The sequence below is a fragment of the Variimorphobacter saccharofermentans genome (assembly GCF_014174405.1).
Classification (GTDB): Bacteria; Bacillota; Clostridia; order Lachnospirales; family Lachnospiraceae; genus Mobilitalea; species Mobilitalea saccharofermentans.
Map to the genome: position 1 here is coordinate 3,179,821 of NZ_JACEGA010000001.1, position 19,403 is coordinate 3,199,223.

A 19,403-nucleotide genomic window follows, 5' to 3' on the forward strand; every position below is an offset into this window, starting at 1 on the left:
CAGGAGGTTCACATTGAAAAGTCCATTACTTGAGTTAAAGAATATTAACCTTGAGATAGATAACTTCAGTATTAATAATGTTAGTCTCTCTCTTTATCCCGGTGAAATACATATGATTATGGGCGAAAATGGATCCGGAAAGAGTATACTGATGGAAATGATCAGCGGTCTGGTACAGCCTGATTCTGGAGAGATCTATTTCGAAGGTCAAATAGTGAAACCCAGAAGTCTTTCCTTTTATTCTTCAAGTGAACTTATTTTTATTCAGCAGCACACCACTCTTTTGGAGAATTTAAGCATTGCTGAAAATTTATATTTTCATAATCTACCCTTTAAAAACAAACTACTGAAGACCATAGATTTTGATAAGCTAAACAGACAGTTTTACGATTTAATTCAAGAACTAAATCTTCCGATTAGTGCAACTGATACGGTAAGAACTCTTGGACTTGCTCAGCGGCAAATGATAGAATTTTGTAAGGCATATATCTCTGAAGCAAAGGTAGTTATTCTAGATGAACCTTCTGCCTCACTAACGCCAAGCGAACGCCAGCTTCTGTATACTATAGTGAATCGTATTAAAGCCAGAGGCGCGGGCATTTTCTACATTACACACCGAATAGATGATACCATGACAATAGGAGATCGTGTCTCGATTATTAAGAATGGGACTCTAGTGGGAACTAAGATTATTAAAGAATCCACCGAAGAAGAGATTATTCATTTATTGGTTGGAGTCCGTCTAAAGGAACGATATCCTAAAATGAACACTCAAAAAGGGAAAGTACTATTATCCGTATCCCATCTCGGCTTTGAGGATCGATTGCAAGATATTAATTTTCAATTAAGAGAGGGAGAAATCTTAGGTATTACAGGTCTGGCCGGTTCAGGCAGAACCTTATTATCCAACTGTTTGTTTGGTGCAGTCAAATATAATGGGCAAATCTGTATCAATGGTAAACCCGTCTATATAAGCAGTCCTAATGTAGCTATACGAAATGGTATCGCGCTAATGCCTGAGAATCGATTGGAAGACTCCATCTTTCAAGAGCTGGACACCAGTGAGAATGTTGCGTTTCCTTCACTAAAGCGATTTACCAAAAATCATATAATCAATTTTAATTTTCTGAAACAGACAGCGATTGATTATATTACAAAGATTAATATTCCGATGCTGAGAAGCAACAGTATTTTATCTTACAGTGAGGGTAGCCTTCAGAAAGCAATCTTTGCGAAATGGCTTATGATCCGGGCTAAAATATTCATACTGGATGAGCCTACACGTGGTATAGATCTAGCAAGTAAAATAGATATCTATAATTTTATAAATGATATGACAAAGAAGAAAGCCGGTATTATATATATATCCTCTGATATTGATGAGATTATGGGAATCTGTGACCGGGTTGCTGTTCTATCCGATAAGACACTAGTCTGTGATCTTCCGACCAATCTAACTACCCCTGAGGAAATAACAGCAATACAAGCCCGTAGTAGAACTAACACCCATAAGCATCATGAATAGTATTACGGGTATCATAAGCTATGTACAGTAATTTACCAAAGTGCTCTAATTATAAATAAAAAGGAAGAATTGTATATACTGTTAATAGTTAATACATTTCTTCCTTTTTTATTTATTTCCTTTATGCCTGCTGTTTACTGATACCAACATACTAAAGCACTTATTCTGTCTCCGACTACTAGTACTCTTATGTATCGCTGCATAATTCGTCATGATATGATTTATATCCATCCTTGCTTTTCCCAATAATCATGATCCACTATATTCCACACCAATCCTTTTTGCATTTTTTTCATCATTTGAAAAAATAGTCTGAGCTTAACTCCCGGTCTTACATATCCCACTTTTTGATTTATTTTCCAGCCTAAGTTCTTTACCTTCCTTGTTAGTTTCATTTTCTTCTTGTTCGCTATTTGATCCCACGAAAATGCAGACACTGCAAATGGAATCTGATAGGTCTTACCGACCGCCCACCAAAACAGTTGATTACGAATATCCTTGGTTGCTTTTGAAGCTCCCATGCCTGCAGTGGTTGAAATAGCCACTCCTATTTTATTTTTCATATTTCCATTTGGTCTATGGGACATCCAGCGATAAGCCATATGATCAAAAAAGGATTTTAGTTGGCCGGTCATACCCATACAATAGTTAGGTGTATTTATTATAATGACATCAGCCTGATCAATTGCCTCAATGATGGGGGCCATCTGAGCGCGATGTGGGCACAGACTTTCATCTTTAAGGATGCAATTATAACATCCAACACACTGCCCAATTCCATTTATATTAAACTCCCTCACATCTTCCTTGTTACAATCCAGCTCATCCAGAAGCATCTGTGTCAAATGGTAAGTACTTCCCTTATGTGCCTGACCATGTACCACCGCTACTTTCATATTAATCCTCCGTTCTTCGATACTTATAGATTTTGTACGTTATACTTCTATACTGACTCCATTCTAATACCTAATATTACTGAATGAACTCCTCCACTGCCTTCTTAATCTCATCCTCATTTCCTGTCATAAGGTGGCCGCCCTTCTCGAAAATTTTCTTGGTACAGTTAGGGAAGCGATGGATTGTCCACTCCTAATCATTCCTTCGAACATTACTTATCATTTGCTTAATATACATAGAGCTCTGTAAACTGCTTCACGTGCTGGTCCAGTATTTGCAGTGCCTCTTCCTGCTTCTCAGGCTTTCGATCATACTTTGACAACAACAATAAAATCGGAGAATAAAAATGCAATGCTGCTACATATGGATCACATTCTACAAAATGTTTTTCTTTTACGAAACTTGCAAAAATAGTGGCCTCGTAGTCAATCGCATCCTGAAGAAACATTTTCTGATAGGTTTCACCTGCAATGGAATTTCTATATTGCTCTATGGTAACCATTCGTCGAAAAGGAGCTGCAAACTCATCATTTAAGAAATACAAGAATATTCCTCTTGCTATCATAACCAGGTTCTCCACAGAAATATCGGCAAACGCTTCTGCGATATGATCCATATCACCATCTGGCACTCGCATATTATCTCTCATCTGTTCGTAGCGAATTGCCATCTCCGAAAGCAGGCAGCTAAATATATCCTCCTTCCCTGAAAAGTGGTTATATATTGACGCTGCTTTAATTCCTACTTCCGCTGCGATATCACGCATTGACACACCATCATAGCCTCTATCTGAAAACAGCATAAGCGCTTTCATCATAATTCGCTCCTTCGTTTCCATGAAAAACCTCCTATCGAATATACTATACTAACAACTGTTAGTATGATTATAGCTAACGTACGTTAGTTTGTCAACGATAAATTTTATCTTCTTGAAGCTTTGAAGAAGTTCTCTATATAGTAAAAAAGCATCCTAACCTTTGATTCTCTCCTCTATTAGGATTACTTCGCAAGTTCGAATGCTTGTTTCTAATTTCATTATTTATTGAAAGCTTGTTTTAATACCTCGATATTGGCTTTAAGATCCGGTTCCAGGACGCTCATACCATCTTTTACATCCTGTGTATAGGAGCCTTCCACCGGAATTACGAAGGTATCTGTCTGAAATTCATTCTCTAATACTACTTTCAGGTATGACAAAAACTGCTCCGCACTTAAATCTGTTATCACATAGGGTAATACGTCTTTTAGTAACTTTGTTAGTTCCATAATATCCTGATTACTACATTCTTTGATTACAGTCATAAGCACACTCCGCAAACGAGCGGTACGCCCCACATCCTCCCTTTCTCCTTGCAGCGTCGGAACCTTACGTACCCGGACATAGCCAAGTGCCTGATTTCCATTCAACATTTGCTTTCCAGCCACCACAGTACGATATTTCTTATTGGATATATAGTTTGTCTTATTCAGATATTCTGCTTCCTTCCCTGATAACTCAACTTCTACACCACCAATGGAATCAATGATTTTCTCAAAGGCTTTCATATTAACCGTTACCGTATTATGAATGGTTAGATCAAAATTCGATTCGATGGTTTTTTTCATCAGCTCTGCTCCGCCAATTTGATATATGGAGCTTAACTTATCCTTTTCCCCATTAGGTAGTTCTAAGTACATATCCCGCAAAAGCGAAATTAAGCTTATTTTTTTCGTCTCAGGATTCACACTTACAATCAGAATACTATCTGCACGAGCTTTGGTTTCCGTATCGTTTGCATCAATTCCCAGCACCAGAATATGCTGTGTGTCTTCCCACTGACTAACCGTATTGTCAGCGATATTACTGTTAATAACCTGTCTTTGATCGGAATTCGTATTAGTACTTACTACATTGCCCGGTTTATCCGTTATTCCTGCTTTGCTGACTTTCTCCTGACCAAACCACGAGAATACATTTCCCATAAGTACAATGAGACAAATCATTACTGCAACGAAACATATTCCTTTTTTCGTCGGTTTTGCATTCATTATTTGATGGAAGCGTTTCTTAACATGCTCTTTTTTACTGCTAAAATTAGTCGATAACAATACGGAATGATTCTTCATAGAGCTTGTCATTATTTTGAGTAAGGTCATACTATAATTTTCACGATATGTTCGATCTTCTCTCGCGATTAAGGTTTCATCACAATACAATTCCATATCGATATTCGCCAGATATACCATATAGTGAATGAGCGGATTGAACCAATGTAATGCATTTGCAATCAATAATATGATTTTATAAAGCAAATCCTGATGCTTATAGTGAATCAGTTCATGCTTTAGGATGAATTGATACTGCTCCTTTGTAAAATTCTCAATAGGTAATATAATACAAGGTTTTAGAAATCCGATTAGAATTGGTGTCGACAACTGGCTACTGGTCAGAATTCTAATGTTACGCTTTATGTTAAGCTCTGACTGAAGTTGATGAAATTGTTCCAATATATCCTGATTCTCAATAATATTACTCCATCTAAATAAATTTCTTTTGTAATGAGTATAGGCTAATACATGATAGATCAGAAAAGCAATTGCACCTATTATCCAGATAATCGAAATCGTACCCATAACAGATTGAACCGGTACAGGATGTGACACAGACTTTAAGTTGCTTATTGTATTTTGTCTTCCTGGATTACCTGCTGGACGCATGGTTTCGATTTCTGTCCGATCTATAAATGATGTATCTACCGGCATGCTATCAGAGTTAAAATCCATATTATCATTAATTGCCAGTGTGTTAGCTGAATGAGAAATATCATGATCCTCTGATTCTGCATTTGTAATGAGCTGATTCAGATTTATCGGTGCGGGGATGTCTATAATGTCAATCTTTATTGGTATTATCAGACGAAGACTGATTATAGCCCATATAATATATTTCCACTGCCTGGAATAGCTTTTATGAAACAGTTTATCAAGGACGGCAACAAATACTATGATAATGGAGCATATTATACTCAGTATTAATATAGTAAGAAAGAGATCATTCATTTTCATCCCCTCCCTTCACATCCTTAATAATATGGATAATGTCATCAATATCCTCTTCTGTAATTGTTTGATCCTGCACCAAAGATGCGATTAGCTTTTTATATGAATTACTATAAAATTGTTCCAGAAAGGTTTTTGTCTCTTTTAATAAATAGTCCTCTTTCTTAATTAATGGGGCATAATACTTAAATCTGCCTTTTTTAATTGTTTCAATAAATCCGCGTTCCTCCAGACGAGCTAGCAGTACCTGAACCGTAGAACGGGACCAATCCCTTTGCTCACAAACCATTTCTACAACCTTACCCGTTCCCACAGGACTTTGCTGCTCCCATATCACCTGCATAACGGTTAACTCGGAGTCAGGTAATCTTTCATAGATTTCCTTTCCTTTCATAATCCATTCACCTCATTTCATAAATACTTTAAAGATAAAATAACATTTTCGTTGACAAATGTCAATATATTAAATGACATTTGTCAACGAAAATTATATAAATTTATTATCTGATAGGAAACCACCTTCATAGCAAAGAAATACCTGCCTGAAAGATTTTAATTGTAATATAATCTTTCAGGCAGGTATTTCTTTGTCATTATATTTACAAACCCATATCATTCTGATCAAGGGTTACTTAATTATATCTTATTATACTGGATAAAAATAATTCAAAACCTGGACTTTTCATAATTATACGGTATGCTGGAGCCGACAACCACATCCTCAATCTTCTCTAAGATGAGCCAATCATCCATATTATTCTGATGGTCGAATTCCAGTGGTGTAATCTCCATTACATCTTTAAATTCCACCAGACATAAGCATTTCTTACGCCATCTCTCCTTCTGCTTCGGTGAAAGGTTCAATTTACTTTGGTTGTCTTCCAGTATTTTTATGCTTTCCTCCTCCGTAAGCTTAACATAATTATATACATTAGTAACGATGGCGGATGCTGTGATCTTACTCGTCCCCTTTTGCATAAAAAAGATTCGCTCTCCCTCAAAGACTCTGCTATGTGGTATTTTTCTTCCTGCAGCGCCACGAACTATCATGGTTTTTGTGCCTGCCAAAATCTTGTCAAGGACTTTTTCTCCATTCCTTCCTTCATTATCGCAGTAAACTAAATGTACCATAATCAGCTCTCCTTCTTTACAACCGGTATCCATACCTCATATTTTGCATTATTGGGATCCGCACTTAAGTATACTTCAATATCAGGTGCATTACCATATTCATATCCCGAATTAGGAAGCCATTCTGTGACAATTCTTCTTTCTAATTCCTGTATGGACTGATTATTACCTTCTCCCGCAAAGATTGCCCAGGTTGCTTGCGGAACTATCAGCTCTTCTAATTCCCCCTCTAATGGCTTACTGCTTTCTACTCCAATATAGTATCTCCAATTATCTGCCTCATCGCAGGAGCTTATACCTAACAATCCTAATATTGCTCCATCCATGAATCCGGCAAGCTTCATGATAGTCCCATTCGCCGCAGCATTGCCCCACATTTTCGGAACAATCTCAAAATTCTTCTCAATCTCCATTTCCAATGGTTCAGATATTCCTACAATTCGAAATGCTTCTTTTTTTTCTACTCTGTAATTCATTGCTCTAACTCCCTTAATTGATATTTGGAAGCTAATAGGTGGATACGCAAGCAGAGATACACCCTCTTCTTTTGCTTGTGATGGCGATATTCCATGTAAGCTTTTGAACGCTCTGTTAAAAGCTGTCGGCGAATCATATCCATATTTTACGGCAACATCAATCACTTTACTGCCATTCTGCAAATCTACAGCAGCCAATGACATTCTCCTTCGACGTATGTATTCCGATAATGGAATGTTAGCCATGTATGCAAACATTCTTTGAAAGTGATATACGGAACAACATGCTATCCTTGCAACCTTATTCAGGTCGATATTGTCACCGATATTTTCCTCAATATAATTCACTGCACTATTCAGTCTCTCAATCCAATCCATCTATTAATCTCCTATCAATAAGTTACAATCTTTACATATATAATGCCTCTCTTTTCGTGCCGGATAAAGAGAGGCAGTGAACACCAAGCAAATAGGTAAGTTCCTTTGTTCGAGCTTTTAATCAACCTCTACTGCTGGAGCAAATGGGAATTCCTCTGCGGTTTTATTTACAAAATCAACCTTATAGCCTTTCCCATCCTTGTGAAAGAAGCCATTGGTTAGGTCAATTCTTACATAACACATATTATTATCATTTTCATCGTTATGTGCATAATACCAAGGTTCAAATACCTTGATTAATTTCTCTCTGATTTGTCTGTTCTCCTCCTTTAAAGGATGTCCTACATTATATGTATTTCCCGTAAAGGAATAGAAATTATTACATAGAGCGACATTGGAATTTGCTTCGATTTCCTTTACTTTATTCGATAAAGCATGGGTTACCACCCAAAAAATACCATCCTCACAATAGGTATCAATAACTCTGACTGCCGGCTTTTGATCCTTAACTGTAGCCAATGAAAATAGAAAATCCTGACCAAATAATTCTGTAAGTATATTCATACTTTTTTCAAATAACCCCATATCGTATCCTCCTATCACCCACTAAATTATGCTGCTATAAATTGTAAACCATAATATACCATATACTTGCTTCGTAATTGTAATATAACACTGAATATATCATTATTCAACACAATATTATCGTATCGAAATCTTCCAAGTTTTCTCTAACCAAAAGCCAGGGTCTTCTGATAATTAGATTGTGTCTAAATCCTCACTCTCAATACGATATATATCATCCAAATGAATTCTTTTATCTACAATTTGCAGGATGCGGGAAGTTCGGTTCAGCTTAGCTACCAAGCCAGTGAACTGAATATATTCGCCGCCATCTCCGTATCTCTCCCAATCTCTTTGAAAAAACACAACCGTAATAATTGGATGTTGTCCATGTAACAGCAACCCTTCAATCTTTCCCAGCTGTAAATCCAGGTACTCTTTTGATTCTTCTGATAATTCAATACGTGGCACAACGACCTTTTGCTTTGCTGCTATAGCTTCCTCATATCCTTTCAGTGCTGCAAAGGGAGCGAATATTTTTGCCCGGTCTTCTACCCTCATTCTTGGATGTTTGATATAATCTGTAGTTTTTAGTGGGTATTCCATATGAATAATATCATCATAATCATGGGTAACCTTTTCATTTAATGACACTGGCTTCTTAACCATACCTCATCTCTCCTATGCTTTATGGCCACCAATTTGATTGTTTCGTTCAATCGTGGTAGCACCCTCTTCGAAATTTATGCCTTTCAATATGGCATTCTTTCCAAACTTTTTCTTAATGGCAAGCATGGCCTCCTGCATTTTACGTTCCTTTGCCTGTTCTACCGGATCCATAAATAAATCATACTGTTCATATTTCTCCTCTACCAGATTATTCGCAGAGACCGTCACTCGTCTTACCATAAGCTCCTTCGATACGATTCGATCATAAAGCTCCAGCATCGCTGTCATGATTTTCTTCGTACTGCTGCTTGTCGTTCCAAGGTTCGCAGTACCATGTGCAGACTTAGGAATTGCCCTTCCATATCGGTCATAGATAATCTCACCCTCGTATGCTCCTTCATCCACATTACTTCTATCATAGCCGATGGTTAACGTAAGACTATCCGTCACCAATCCTTTCTCCACAAGGTCAAGTACCAGTAAGTCCGTCATTTCCTGTACAACGATTCTGGTTTGACTAAAATCGTACGGATGTTGCAATACTTGTCCGGAAGAGATGCTGTTTGTACTTGGTTTATAGCTTTTGATTTCTTTCATAGTACACGGTTCGTATCCCCATGCATGATCAATCAATAACTCCGCATCAATGCCAATCATTTTATATAATAAATCCTCATTGTGTATTGAAATTCTGGCGATATCACCCATTGTATAAAGGCCGTTCTTTTCAAGTCGCTTGGCGATGCCTCCACCTATTCTCCAAAAGTCAGTAATCGGTTTATGATTCCATAATAATCTACGATAGGTCAGCTCATCAAGCTCAGCAATACGTACACCGCTTGCATCAGGCTCAACGTGCTTTGCTACGATATCCATGGCAATCTTACTCAGATACAGGTTCGTTCCTATACCTGCAGTTGCAGTGATTCCAGTCCTCTCCAATACATCATGAATCATTTTCACTACCAGTTCCTTGGCAGACATCTGATAAAGCTTAAGATAATTGGTCACATCCATAAAGCATTCATCAATGCTATATACATGAATATCTTCTGGGCTGATATACTTCAAATAGGTTGCATATATTTCTGCCGACACTTCGATATAGCGAGCCATCCTAGGTGGCGCTATGATATACTCCACCTCTTTCCCCGTGCGTTGCTTCACTTCCTTTAGCTTCTGTTGAACTTCAAAGAGTCGTGCTCTGCCAGGTATGCCATAAGCCTTCAAGGATGGCGATACTGCAAGACATATAGTTTTCTCAGTACGAGACGGATCCGCTACCACAAGGTTGGTTGTCAGAGGATTCAATCCTCGATCAATACACTCAACTGAGGCATAAAAGGATTTTAAATCTATGGCAATATATAGATTCCCTTGGCTTGTTGTTCTTGTGTATTCCATCTGTATCGTCTCCTTTCTGCGTGTTCTTATGTAGTACTCAGCAAAAATATAACCCAGCATATAATTGATTTAAATATTCGGATTAGCCCTATAGCCCGCCAGACGTTCTTTCAATAACGTGTTTCGCTTAGTAACTGTAACATTATTAACAGCATAAGCAAGCGCCTTCTTGTTTCCCACCATGATCAGAACGTTCTTTGCTCTGGTAATCCCTGTATATATCAGGTTTCGTTGAAGCATCACATAGTGATTCATAAGAATAGGCATGACCACAATGGGATACTCGGAACCTTGGGCCTTATGGATTGTAGTAGCATAGGCAAGCACGATTTCATCCAACTCCGTCACATCATACTGGATCTGCCTGCCATCAAAATCAATCCTTAATGAACGGTCTTCCAAATCAATGGACGTTACAATCCCAATATCCCCGTTAAAAACCTCTTTCTCATAATTATTCCTAATCTGCATTACCTTATCCTCAACGCGGAAAACAGAACCGCTTCGACGAAGTCCTTCTCCCGCAGGATTGAGTGCCTCCTGCAATGCGATATTTAAATTGGTCGCACCTACAATACCTCTTTGCATCGGTGTCAGAACCTGTATCATAGAGGAAGGTGTTTTATAGTATTGCGGAAGATTATACTTCACCAATTTTACAATTTCAGAGACAGTATCCTCCGCCTCTTCCTTCTGTATAAAAAAGAAATCTGAATCCTTTCCATTGGATATGTCCGGCATCTTTCCTCCATTTATTTTATGAGCATTCATGATAATGCGGCTAGTCTGTGCCTGTCTAAAGATTCTGGTCAGTCGAATTACCGGAAACTGGTCTGATTCAATAATATCTCTTAATACATTACCTGCTCCTACGGATGGAAGCTGATCAATATCTCCAACTAAAATCAGTCTCATATTCGGTGGAATCGCTTTTAACAGAGAATTCATAAGAATGATATCTATCATAGAACACTCGTCTACAATCAGTACATCCCCCTCCAATGGATTCTCTTCATTCTTTTGATAGCCCTCCGGCGGTTTGCATTCTAGCAGTCGATGGATGGTTTTCGCTTCTAATCCGGTTGCTTCTGTCATCCGTTTAGCAGCCCTTCCAGTGGGAGCAGCCAGTAAAATCTTAAGTCCATAAGCACGATATGCTGCAATAATTCCCTGGGTAGTAGTGGTTTTTCCTGTTCCTGGACCTCCTGTCAATACCATTACCTTGGCTAGTGCTGCCTGTCGGATGGCATCTGCCTGAATTTCGTCATATTTCATATTAACCGTAGATTCGATTCTCTCCACATCTATGGACAGATTCTCATTTCCTGTATCTCTTCGCGCCTGTATAAGCCTCACCCACAGCTTATCATTTGCTGGCTGTGCAGCCAGCTTTAACAACTTATTGGCAGTACCGATTTCAGCATAATAAAAAGGCGGAAGGTAAATGGCATCCTCATCCTGTATCAGATCCTTTTCCTTTAGCATATGATCCATTGTCATTATGATATATTCCGATTCAGCCTCTAATAGTTCCACAGCTCTTTCAATCAGTTGCTCCTTCTCAGCAAATACATGTCCATCATCAGCTAGTTCACTCAACGTATACATAATACCGCTTCGCAGGCGCACATAAGTCTCTTTTCCATATCCAAGCTTTTCTGCGATACTATCCGCTGTCTTAAAGCCAATTCCCCATATATCATCTGCCAATCGATAGGGATTTTCTTTTACCTTATCTATGCTTTCATTACCATAAACCTTATATATCTTCGCTGCAAAAGAGGTACTAACACCATGATCCTGCAAAAAAAGCATAATATTCTTTACCTCTTTTTGCCGCTCCCAGCTTTCTTTAATCATCTGGACACGTTTTTTCCCAATACCTTCAACTTCAATCAGGCTATCCGGATTATCTTCAATAACATTAATTGTATCCGTACCAAACTTATGAACAATTCTTTTGGCAAACTTCGGTCCAACTCCTTTAATCAAACCGCTTCCTAGGTATTTTTCAATACCGTAGATGGTTGCAGGCATGGTTTCTTCCCATTTATGAGCCATAAACTGCTTTCCATACTTCGCATCCATCTTCCAATCACCCTCAATTAGAAGAACCGAACCCACATTAGCATCCAGAAGGCTTCCTACGACGGTAACCAAATCATCATATCCTTTGACATTTACTTTCAGAACAGTATAACCATTCTCTGGATTTTGATATGTAATTCGTTCCACGACACATCGTATTTTAGCCACCTGAATTACCTCCTATTCTGCTTTCATCTCTCTCCATATAAATGCAGCATATACCAATAGGATCCCCACTTGAATTGCAAGAATAATGAGTGCTGTCGTATCAAGGGTTTCACCCGTAATGCTGGAAATATAATCGTGAGCAGCATGCCATATTATTACGATCCATATGCTTTTTGTAATACTTACTATTTCAGCAAGTACCCATCCTACCAGAAACGCAAAAATCATTTGTAATACAAGATATAATGCATTCTTACCATTCAGTGCATTGGCAAGATGTAGAATTCCGAATATAATAGAGGACCAGATAATGGCTGGCTTACTTCCTTTAATTTCAATAGTCTTAAGTGCTAGTCCTCTAAAATAGATTTCCTCATTGAAACCAACCGCAACCGTAAATAATAATAAGATAATATACTGTAAAACTGTGATCCCCGGGAGGATGCCGGCAATTGCAATGGGGAGTATTTCTACCGCTATTAACGGAATATACCACCAAACTCTATGATTTGTATCATTCTTATATTTTCGAAAACCATATTCTGAAAGCTTATATCTTGATTTATACATCAAAAAAAATCCAATTACAATTGATATTATAAGAAATATTGTTGTTACAATCAATCGTTCATTTGTTTTTAATCCCGCTATTTGTGGGATTGCTGTCCCTAACGCTGTCATAAATGTGCAAAGCAATCCGAATAGAACAGCAGCTATATATGGATGCTTCTTTGAAAATACTTCTTTCATTATTATTGTTCCTCCTCATTTTTAAGCTTTAGTATTAAACCCATGAATGAATTATTTAATAATCTTCTGTTTTCTTCATCACTAAATCGACAATTATTCGTAGCAAACATGGAAGCTATTCCGTGAGTAGTAATCCACATTCCCGCATATAACTCTTTGACGGCCTTTACACTCAATCCCGTCATCTGCCGTAGTAAGTTAATTACTTCATCATCTCCTTTTGTATTCCCTACAATATCCATGATGCTTTGCTCACGAAACTGATCCGTCATAAATAACAGTTTGAACAGGTTCTTCTCATTTTTTGCGAAATCAATATAGGCTAGTCCAATACTAAGAAAACCATCCTCTGTATGTTCTCCTGCACTTAACATACGTTCATTATAAATGTCCTCAGCCTTTCGATATACAGCGATCCTCAGACCTTCCATAGATTGATATGCTCGAAATATCGGATGGACTGAGCACCCAAGCTCCTTCGCTAAATCACGTGCATTCAGGCTTTCTATTCCCTTCTCCCTAACAATACGAAGAGCTACATTGATAATCTCATCTTCCGTAACCTTAATTTTCGGTGGCAATAAAACTCCCTCCTTTATATTTTTACTGTATATATAATAGGTATCATATGTTACCTATCAATTGTTACCTATTATATTCTTTTAATACAATGATGTCAATTAGTTAAATAAATAGTTTGTTATGGTATAATTCTATGGTAAGGAGAGCCAATTCTACAATTTGTAGGTTGATTTTATGGGATTCTATGATTAATGTGAAATCATAAGATGCATGCAGCTTTAGAACAGTTTACAAAGGAGAATTCATAATGGATCAAAAAAGAACAGGAAGACTTATTGCCGAATCAAGAAATCTGATTGGGCTTACTCAGAGGGAACTTGCAGAGAAAATCGGAATTAGTGACAAGACCATTTCCAAGTGGGAATGTGGTAAAAGTATGCCAGATATTTCTTACCTGGATGCATTATGCCGTTCTCTTAACCTTAGTATAAATGAAATAATTTCTGGTGAGCGCTTATCAGAGACAAATTATTCTGTAAAAGCGGAGGAAAATATTATGTCTCTTATGAAAGAAAACGAAAAAGCAAAAAAGAAATCTACCCTAAGAAGTATTGTAGGAATCTTGATTACCTTCCTAGGACTGTTTCTGATGCTTAATTTTACACCCTTAGGTCTTCCGAATACGTTTCTATATTTTATCGATCCCGTTACATTTTTGTGCATCGCTTTGTTTAGTGTGGCAGGAGTATTACTGTCGGGTAGAAAAACCTATTCGGACATCCTGGAGGTACTGCAAAAAATCGCTATTCCAAATGGTATCTTAATCACTTTTATTTCCATAATAATTATTTTGAGACAGCTTAATGATATGAATACTCTTGGTCCTAATATAGCGGTGTGTATGATTACGATTTTATACTCTGTACTAGAGTACCTGATTGTCTTTTTCTTTAGGCAACACTTTCTCGACAAGTAATTACTGTATTTGAGTATAATTGTTAGACACGATCTGCCTCTCCATTCACCCTGGATTGTATTATTATGAATCAAAATAGCTCAGGAACCCTGTTAACGGTTACTGAGCTATATGATTTTATACCAGAATTATGTTATGAAAGGCATCTGAGCAGTTCTTCTTACTGAATAATATATTACATATTAAATCACTTCGAGGCATTGGAACTGACAAATTCCGAATAGCTAATACCCGTATATTTTTTAAAACAGCGTCCAAAGTAATTCGGGTCCGGTATGCCAACTTCATTGGCAGTGCAAAACATTTTTTTGCTTGTTTTGGCAAGCTTAATTGCCAGCTCCATTCGACAACTGATAAGGAATTCTACAAAGCTTTTTCCTGTTTCCTGCTTGAATTTGCGGCTAAAGTAGCTAGGATTAAATCCAAAGCGCTGTGCTACAGAGGTTAAATTAATACTGGAATCCGTAAAGTTATCTCGTAGATACTGTAAGATCTGCTCAATGTCAGATGGAGTAATATCCCTTCCGACCTCTTGTGTTCGATTTGTTTGTTTATCCAGTTTTTCTTTAATCTTGGTCAGCACTTCTGTAACCTCTTGCCGAACGAAGGGTTTCAGCATGTATTCTACTACAGGTAAACGAACACATTGACGTGCATATTCGAAATCATCCAATCCTGTCAGAATAACAATTATCAGGTTTTTATATCGCTCTGTTGCTACCCGTGTGAATTCTATCCCGTTCATAAAGGGCATGGAAATATCAGCAAAAACAATGTCAGGCCGCAAGTCATCGATGATGTTAATTGCTTCTATACCGCTGGCCGCCTCGCCCACCACTTCCATATTAAGTGCTTGCCAATCTATGGATGCCTGTAGCAGCTTACGAGCAGACATCTCGTCATCAATGATCATTACTCGGTACATTTTCTTCCTCCTCTACTACTTTGTCCCTCAACTTGGGAATGCATATACAGATCTCAATTTCCGTATACTCACCCGGCTCACTGCGTATCTGTACTACGTTGTCGCAATCATAATAATAGCGTATTCGATTAATAGTGCCACGCAGACCGAAGCCTGACAGCATATTTGTGTCATCCTCCTCGCTAGTCTCCAGTACACTCCTTATCTGTTCTTCGCTCATTCCGACACCGGAATCGAACACATTTATATGTAAAATGCCATCTTCTAAGCGGGTAGTAATACGAATAACACATTTTTCTCCCTTGAGCCGTACTCCATGGTAAATACTGTTCTCTACCAGCGGCTGAAGAATCAGCTTTGGTATCATACAGTCGAGGGTGCTTTCATCTATGATATATTCATCCTCAAATATATCCCCATACCTTAGCTTTTGAAGGGAGAGATAATCCCGGGTAATTCGAAGCTCACGCTTTAGTGGAATCTCATGATCCCCCTTGCTAAGAAAATTGCGGTAAAAGCTACCCATAGTCTCTAGTGCATCATGTACACTGTTTGCATTCTCCTTCACTGCCATGTAACTGATCGTTTCCAATGTATTATAGAGAAAATGTGGCTTAATCTGCTCCTGGAGTACACGCATCTCCGCCTTCTGTACATTCTTTTCATCCTCCAGCAGTCGATTGAACAGCTCATTAAGATATTCTATCATACTATTATAGCTTTCCGCCAGTCTACCAATTTCATTGTTTGGCATTTTGGCATCGATCTCCTTAAGCCACCCCGATGATCTGGTGCGTTCCATCGCTGCATTTAGATTTTTGATTGGTCGTGCAATACTCAATGTAATAAACCATGCACAGACAAATATCGATAGGATAAATGCTGTTAAAGTAATCATCAATGCAAATATAGTATCTCTCGGTAATGCCTCTTCGCTCTCAGCACTTGTGCATAATACCACCAGTGGCTCTAATGCCTTTCTACCGGTTAGAGTCTTTCTCTCACCATCTATACGAATATGTTTATACACCATACTGTCACTATTATAATCACTATCTAATAGTTCGCAGAGTTCCTCATTACCGCATAAAAATGCACCCTTATTATCGAGTATGCACATACCACTGGAATTCTGTAATGCAATTGTATCATCAAATATACCACTTGATATGTTCATAATCAGTATTCCCAGGAGCTTTTGAGAATTTATATCGTATATTGCGCGTGACATAGTAAGAAAGGGTCTGCTTTTATTCTTGCTAATCGTACCGTTGCCATTAATAGAAATTACTGTGCTACCACGGGCCTCCAATATCTTATTACGCTCTGTGAGGGTCATTTCAACACAATATTCACCTATTCCGGTACTTACATACTCACCATCGTTGCGGAAAATGTATACTGAATCTATGTAGCTATACAGGCTCTGAATTTCATAAATGCCCTTTCTCGCCTCATATGTTTTATCCTTATCTAATTCATTCGTTTTTAGATACCTAACGACATTGGTATTAACCATAATCAAACGTGTCAAATAATTGTAGTTAACAACGCTCGCTTTGATAGTGGACACAACATTGTTGACTGCTATTTCTGATGTTCTTATTTTAAAATCCTCTTCCGTTTTCTGCGTTATAATTGAGGTGGCTATCATAAACATCATACAAAAAAACAGCAAAAGAGCAGCCAGCATTAACAGAGTTGTTTGCTGTAGTGACATCTTAATTTCACGTATTGATTTCTTACTGCCACGCCTCATTGATCCACCCCGATAAAATATATCTTAGTACCTATTGACAACTTAAATCCATACCTATCGTATCACATCTGTTTTATTTTTTCAAATACAAGAAATTGATAGGATGTATTGGATAAGAAAAGGGTTTCTGACTCTCCTATTGCAAATAACTACATAAACAGAGTCTGAAACCCATCAATATCAAAATATTAAGTTATCATTAACCCTTGATTGCTCCGGCAATGAAGCTCTCTTGTATCTTCTTGCTAAAGAATGCATAGAATATAAGAGTCGGGAAGGTTGCTAAAACCAGTGCCGCACCGATCGGTCCCCAATCCTGGGTGAACTGTCCAGAAAGTGATTGTATACCAACTGGCAGTGTTTTGTGTGCCGAATCACTAATAAAGTTATTTGCAAACATCAACTCGTTCCAGCACTGCAAGAATGTGTATATAGATACCGTTGCCACAGCCGGCTTCATCAGCGGTACAATAATTCGAAAGAAAATACCCCATGTACCACATCCATCGATACATGCCGCTTCATCAAGATCCATTGGCAGTTCCTGCATGAAGCCTGTACAAATGAGTATTCCCATTGCCAACGAGAAGGCCGTATAGGGAATAATCAGCGAAATATATTTGTTAAGCAAATCTAGTCTTGAAAGAGTGACATAGATTGGTACCAGTGCCGCATGAATAGGAATGGTCAAACCAAGCATAAAGAAGCTATTCATACGCTTCCTTCCCTTCCAAATAAATCTTGTTAGGGCAAAGGTAGCCATCATAGATATAATCATAACAATAAGAATAGTTGAAACTGAGACTATGATACTATTGATAAAATATTTGCCAATATGACCAATTTGAATTGCTCTTTGATAGTTAGACCATAGCCACTCATGAGGTAGGCCGGCAACATTCTCGCCAAATATCTCTGCATTACTCTTTAGCGAGAAGGTAAACATCCAATAGACAGGAAACAAGTTAAGCAGAGACCAGAATATTAATATTACGTATACAATAACCTCTTTCGGCTTGCTTCCCTTCGTCACGAAGGATTTACTTTGAGGCTTAGAGATTAAATTATTCACTTTGTTAATCCTCCTTATCCTTGAATATACGGCCAATAATTAATGCAAACGCAAAGCACAAAATGATTAGCAGGAAAGCTATCGTACTACCCATACCATATCGATTACGCAGGAATAGCATACTAATCATCAGCGTACTGGGCACCTCTGTTGCATGTAACGGTCCACCATTTGTTAAGACATAGATTAAGTCAAAGGACTTAAGAGAACCTGTAACAGCGAAAATAGTGCTTATCTTAAGGATAGGTTTAATATATGGTATAACAATATAACGATTTATCTGCCATTCCTTTGCTCCGTCAATCGCAGCAGCCTCGCGATAATCGGCAGGAACACTCTTGATACCTGCGAACATTAACAGCATATGATATCCTACATACTGCCATAACGTAGGGATGAAAGCTGCCACAAGTGCGGTCTTAACATCTCCAAGCCAAATCTTTGCCCAACTATCCAGGCCAATTGCTCTCAGAAATGAATTAAGTAGTCCGTAGGATGGATTGTAAATCTTCAGCCAAAGCTGACCGATTACTACCGTCGAAATAAGTACAGGTATAAAATAAATAGAAAGAAAACCTCGTTCACCTTTTCTTCCCTTACCGAGAAGTAATGCAAGACCTAGTGCAATCGGCAACTGGATTACTACTGAGAAAAGTGCTAACAGCAGTGAATTGCCCAGAGCCTTAACAAAGCCTATTGAGTTGCTGGTAAACAGTTCCGTATAATTTTCAAATCCAATGAATGTCTTTTCTCCAAAGCCTTTCCAATCAAAAAGGCTGTAATAGCCCGACATAAAGATCGGTGCAATAAGAATGCCAAGAAAAAGAACCAGCGCAGGGAGAATAAACAGAAGAATAGTTAGTTTATTACTATATAATTTTTTCATCTTAATCCCTTCCCAACAAGATGAAACAACAAGCTGTTTCACTAGTCATGTATTAGAAAGGAAGCGGTCCCCATATGACTTTAATCCAAACAATCGTTGGGAAACCGCTTCTTTCTTGATCGAACCAGAACCTTAGGACTAATGGTTCTCATTCATATTTCTTAAATTATCATG

Annotated in this window: 18 protein-coding genes; 2 read left to right on the forward strand and 16 right to left on the reverse strand. The window is 38.0% G+C overall.

All coding sequences use genetic code 11. From position 1 onward, the window contains the following. The first annotated feature begins 13 nt into the window (after positions 1-13). Positions 14-1,525, forward strand: coding sequence for a sugar ABC transporter ATP-binding protein (locus H0486_RS13830; protein ID WP_228353553.1), 1,512 nt, complete (start codon positions 14-16; stop codon positions 1,523-1,525). Positions 1,526-1,746: 221 nt separating this feature from the next. Here the strand turns inward: H0486_RS13830 and H0486_RS13835 are convergent, their stop codons facing one another. The 12 genes from H0486_RS13835 to H0486_RS13890 all read right to left on the reverse strand — a co-directional run bounded on the left by H0486_RS13835 (position 1,747) and on the right by H0486_RS13890 (position 13,670). Next, a complete protein-coding gene (locus H0486_RS13835) occupies positions 1,747-2,421 on the reverse strand; it encodes a flavodoxin family protein (protein WP_228353554.1) in 675 nt (224 codons plus the stop codon). A 227-nt stretch (positions 2,422-2,648) separates the two neighbouring features. After that, the gene (locus H0486_RS13840; protein ID WP_228353555.1) at positions 2,649-3,260 is read right to left on the reverse strand and encodes a TetR/AcrR family transcriptional regulator; all 612 of its coding nucleotides are present in this window, start codon (positions 3,258-3,260) and stop codon (positions 2,649-2,651) included. A gap of 197 nt (positions 3,261-3,457) precedes the next feature. Then, positions 3,458-5,461, reverse strand: coding sequence for a M56 family metallopeptidase (locus tag H0486_RS13845; RefSeq protein WP_228353556.1), 2,004 nt, complete (start codon positions 5,459-5,461; stop codon positions 3,458-3,460). Continuing rightward, positions 5,454-5,855 carry a BlaI/MecI/CopY family transcriptional regulator gene (locus tag H0486_RS13850; protein ID WP_228353557.1) on the reverse strand — a complete coding sequence of 134 codons (402 nt, stop codon included), beginning with the start codon at positions 5,853-5,855 and terminating at the stop codon, positions 5,454-5,456. The genes H0486_RS13845 and H0486_RS13850 overlap by 8 nt, the downstream gene beginning before the upstream one ends. Before the next feature lie 272 nt (positions 5,856-6,127). Further along, the gene (locus H0486_RS13855) at positions 6,128-6,592 is read right to left on the reverse strand and encodes a hypothetical protein (protein WP_228353558.1); all 465 of its coding nucleotides are present in this window, start codon (positions 6,590-6,592) and stop codon (positions 6,128-6,130) included. Between the two features lie 2 nt (positions 6,593-6,594). Then, positions 6,595-7,446 (reverse strand): AraC family transcriptional regulator, encoded by an 852-nt coding sequence (locus H0486_RS13860; protein WP_228353559.1) that lies wholly within the window; start codon positions 7,444-7,446, stop codon positions 6,595-6,597. Between the two features lie 117 nt (positions 7,447-7,563). Continuing rightward, complete coding sequence (locus H0486_RS13865; protein WP_228353560.1) at positions 7,564-8,031, reverse strand: pyridoxamine 5'-phosphate oxidase family protein; 468 nt, start codon at positions 8,029-8,031, stop codon at positions 7,564-7,566. A gap of 174 nt (positions 8,032-8,205) precedes the next feature. Then, on the reverse strand, positions 8,206-8,679 hold the full coding sequence (locus H0486_RS13870) for a hypothetical protein (RefSeq protein ID WP_228353561.1): 474 nt from the start codon (positions 8,677-8,679) through the stop codon (positions 8,206-8,208). Positions 8,680-8,691: 12 nt separating this feature from the next. Next, the gene (locus H0486_RS13875) at positions 8,692-10,083 is read right to left on the reverse strand and encodes a Y-family DNA polymerase (RefSeq protein ID WP_228353562.1); all 1,392 of its coding nucleotides are present in this window, start codon (positions 10,081-10,083) and stop codon (positions 8,692-8,694) included. Positions 10,084-10,152: 69 nt separating this feature from the next. Continuing rightward, entirely contained in the window at positions 10,153-12,339 is a 2,187-nt protein-coding gene (gene recD2, locus H0486_RS13880) for an SF1B family DNA helicase RecD2 (RefSeq protein ID WP_228353563.1), read from the reverse strand. 12 nt (positions 12,340-12,351) lie between these two features. After that, on the reverse strand, positions 12,352-13,089 hold the full coding sequence (locus tag H0486_RS13885) for a CPBP family intramembrane glutamic endopeptidase (RefSeq protein ID WP_228353564.1): 738 nt from the start codon (positions 13,087-13,089) through the stop codon (positions 12,352-12,354). Between the two features lie 2 nt (positions 13,090-13,091). Further along, the gene (locus H0486_RS13890; protein ID WP_228353565.1) at positions 13,092-13,670 is read right to left on the reverse strand and encodes a TetR/AcrR family transcriptional regulator; all 579 of its coding nucleotides are present in this window, start codon (positions 13,668-13,670) and stop codon (positions 13,092-13,094) included. 248 nt (positions 13,671-13,918) lie between these two features. On the opposite strand from H0486_RS13890, the gene H0486_RS13895 reads away from it, so the two are divergent. Then, complete coding sequence (locus H0486_RS13895) at positions 13,919-14,587, forward strand: helix-turn-helix domain-containing protein (protein WP_228353566.1); 669 nt, start codon at positions 13,919-13,921, stop codon at positions 14,585-14,587. 187 nt (positions 14,588-14,774) lie between these two features. Here the strand turns inward: H0486_RS13895 and H0486_RS13900 are convergent, their stop codons facing one another. The 4 genes from H0486_RS13900 to H0486_RS13915 all read right to left on the reverse strand — a co-directional run bounded on the left by H0486_RS13900 (position 14,775) and on the right by H0486_RS13915 (position 19,229). Continuing rightward, on the reverse strand, positions 14,775-15,512 hold the full coding sequence (locus tag H0486_RS13900) for a response regulator transcription factor (RefSeq protein ID WP_228353567.1): 738 nt from the start codon (positions 15,510-15,512) through the stop codon (positions 14,775-14,777). Then, positions 15,490-17,271, reverse strand: coding sequence for a sensor histidine kinase (locus H0486_RS13905; protein WP_228353568.1), 1,782 nt, complete (start codon positions 17,269-17,271; stop codon positions 15,490-15,492). Before H0486_RS13905 ends, H0486_RS13900 begins: the two co-directional genes overlap by 23 nt. Positions 17,272-17,470: 199 nt before the next feature. After that, positions 17,471-18,343, reverse strand: a complete 873-nt coding sequence (locus tag H0486_RS13910; RefSeq protein WP_330594537.1) for a carbohydrate ABC transporter permease — start codon at positions 18,341-18,343, stop codon at positions 17,471-17,473. A 4-nt stretch (positions 18,344-18,347) separates the two neighbouring features. Continuing rightward, positions 18,348-19,229: a carbohydrate ABC transporter permease gene (locus tag H0486_RS13915; RefSeq protein ID WP_228353569.1), complete on the reverse strand. Its 882-nt coding sequence runs from the start codon at positions 19,227-19,229 to the stop codon at positions 18,348-18,350. Positions 19,230-19,403 lie beyond the last annotated feature (174 nt).

Coding starts and splice junctions, on each gene's coding strand:
- H0486_RS13895 (WP_228353566.1), top strand. CDS start 13,919: ATGGATCAAAAAAGAACAGGAAGACTTATTGCCGAATCAAGAAATCTG.
- H0486_RS13850 (WP_228353557.1), bottom strand. CDS start 5,855: ATGAAAGGAAAGGAAATCTATGAAAGATTACCTGACTCCGAGTTAACC.
- H0486_RS13865 (WP_228353560.1), bottom strand. CDS start 8,031: ATGGGGTTATTTGAAAAAAGTATGAATATACTTACAGAATTATTTGGT.
- H0486_RS13885 (WP_228353564.1), bottom strand. CDS start 13,089: ATGAAAGAAGTATTTTCAAAGAAGCATCCATATATAGCTGCTGTTCTA.
- H0486_RS13855 (WP_228353558.1), bottom strand. CDS start 6,592: ATGGTACATTTAGTTTACTGCGATAATGAAGGAAGGAATGGAGAAAAA.
- H0486_RS13915 (WP_228353569.1), bottom strand. CDS start 19,229: ATGAAAAAATTATATAGTAATAAACTAACTATTCTTCTGTTTATTCTC.
- H0486_RS13875 (WP_228353562.1), bottom strand. CDS start 10,083: ATGGAATACACAAGAACAACAAGCCAAGGGAATCTATATATTGCCATA.
- H0486_RS13870 (WP_228353561.1), bottom strand. CDS start 8,679: ATGGTTAAGAAGCCAGTGTCATTAAATGAAAAGGTTACCCATGATTAT.
- H0486_RS13840 (WP_228353555.1), bottom strand. CDS start 3,260: ATGGAAACGAAGGAGCGAATTATGATGAAAGCGCTTATGCTGTTTTCA.
- H0486_RS13905 (WP_228353568.1), bottom strand. CDS start 17,271: ATGAGGCGTGGCAGTAAGAAATCAATACGTGAAATTAAGATGTCACTA.
- H0486_RS13900 (WP_228353567.1), bottom strand. CDS start 15,512: ATGTACCGAGTAATGATCATTGATGACGAGATGTCTGCTCGTAAGCTG.
- H0486_RS13835 (WP_228353554.1), bottom strand. CDS start 2,421: ATGAAAGTAGCGGTGGTACATGGTCAGGCACATAAGGGAAGTACTTAC.
- H0486_RS13860 (WP_228353559.1), bottom strand. CDS start 7,446: ATGGATTGGATTGAGAGACTGAATAGTGCAGTGAATTATATTGAGGAA.
- H0486_RS13845 (WP_228353556.1), bottom strand. CDS start 5,461: ATGAATGATCTCTTTCTTACTATATTAATACTGAGTATAATATGCTCC.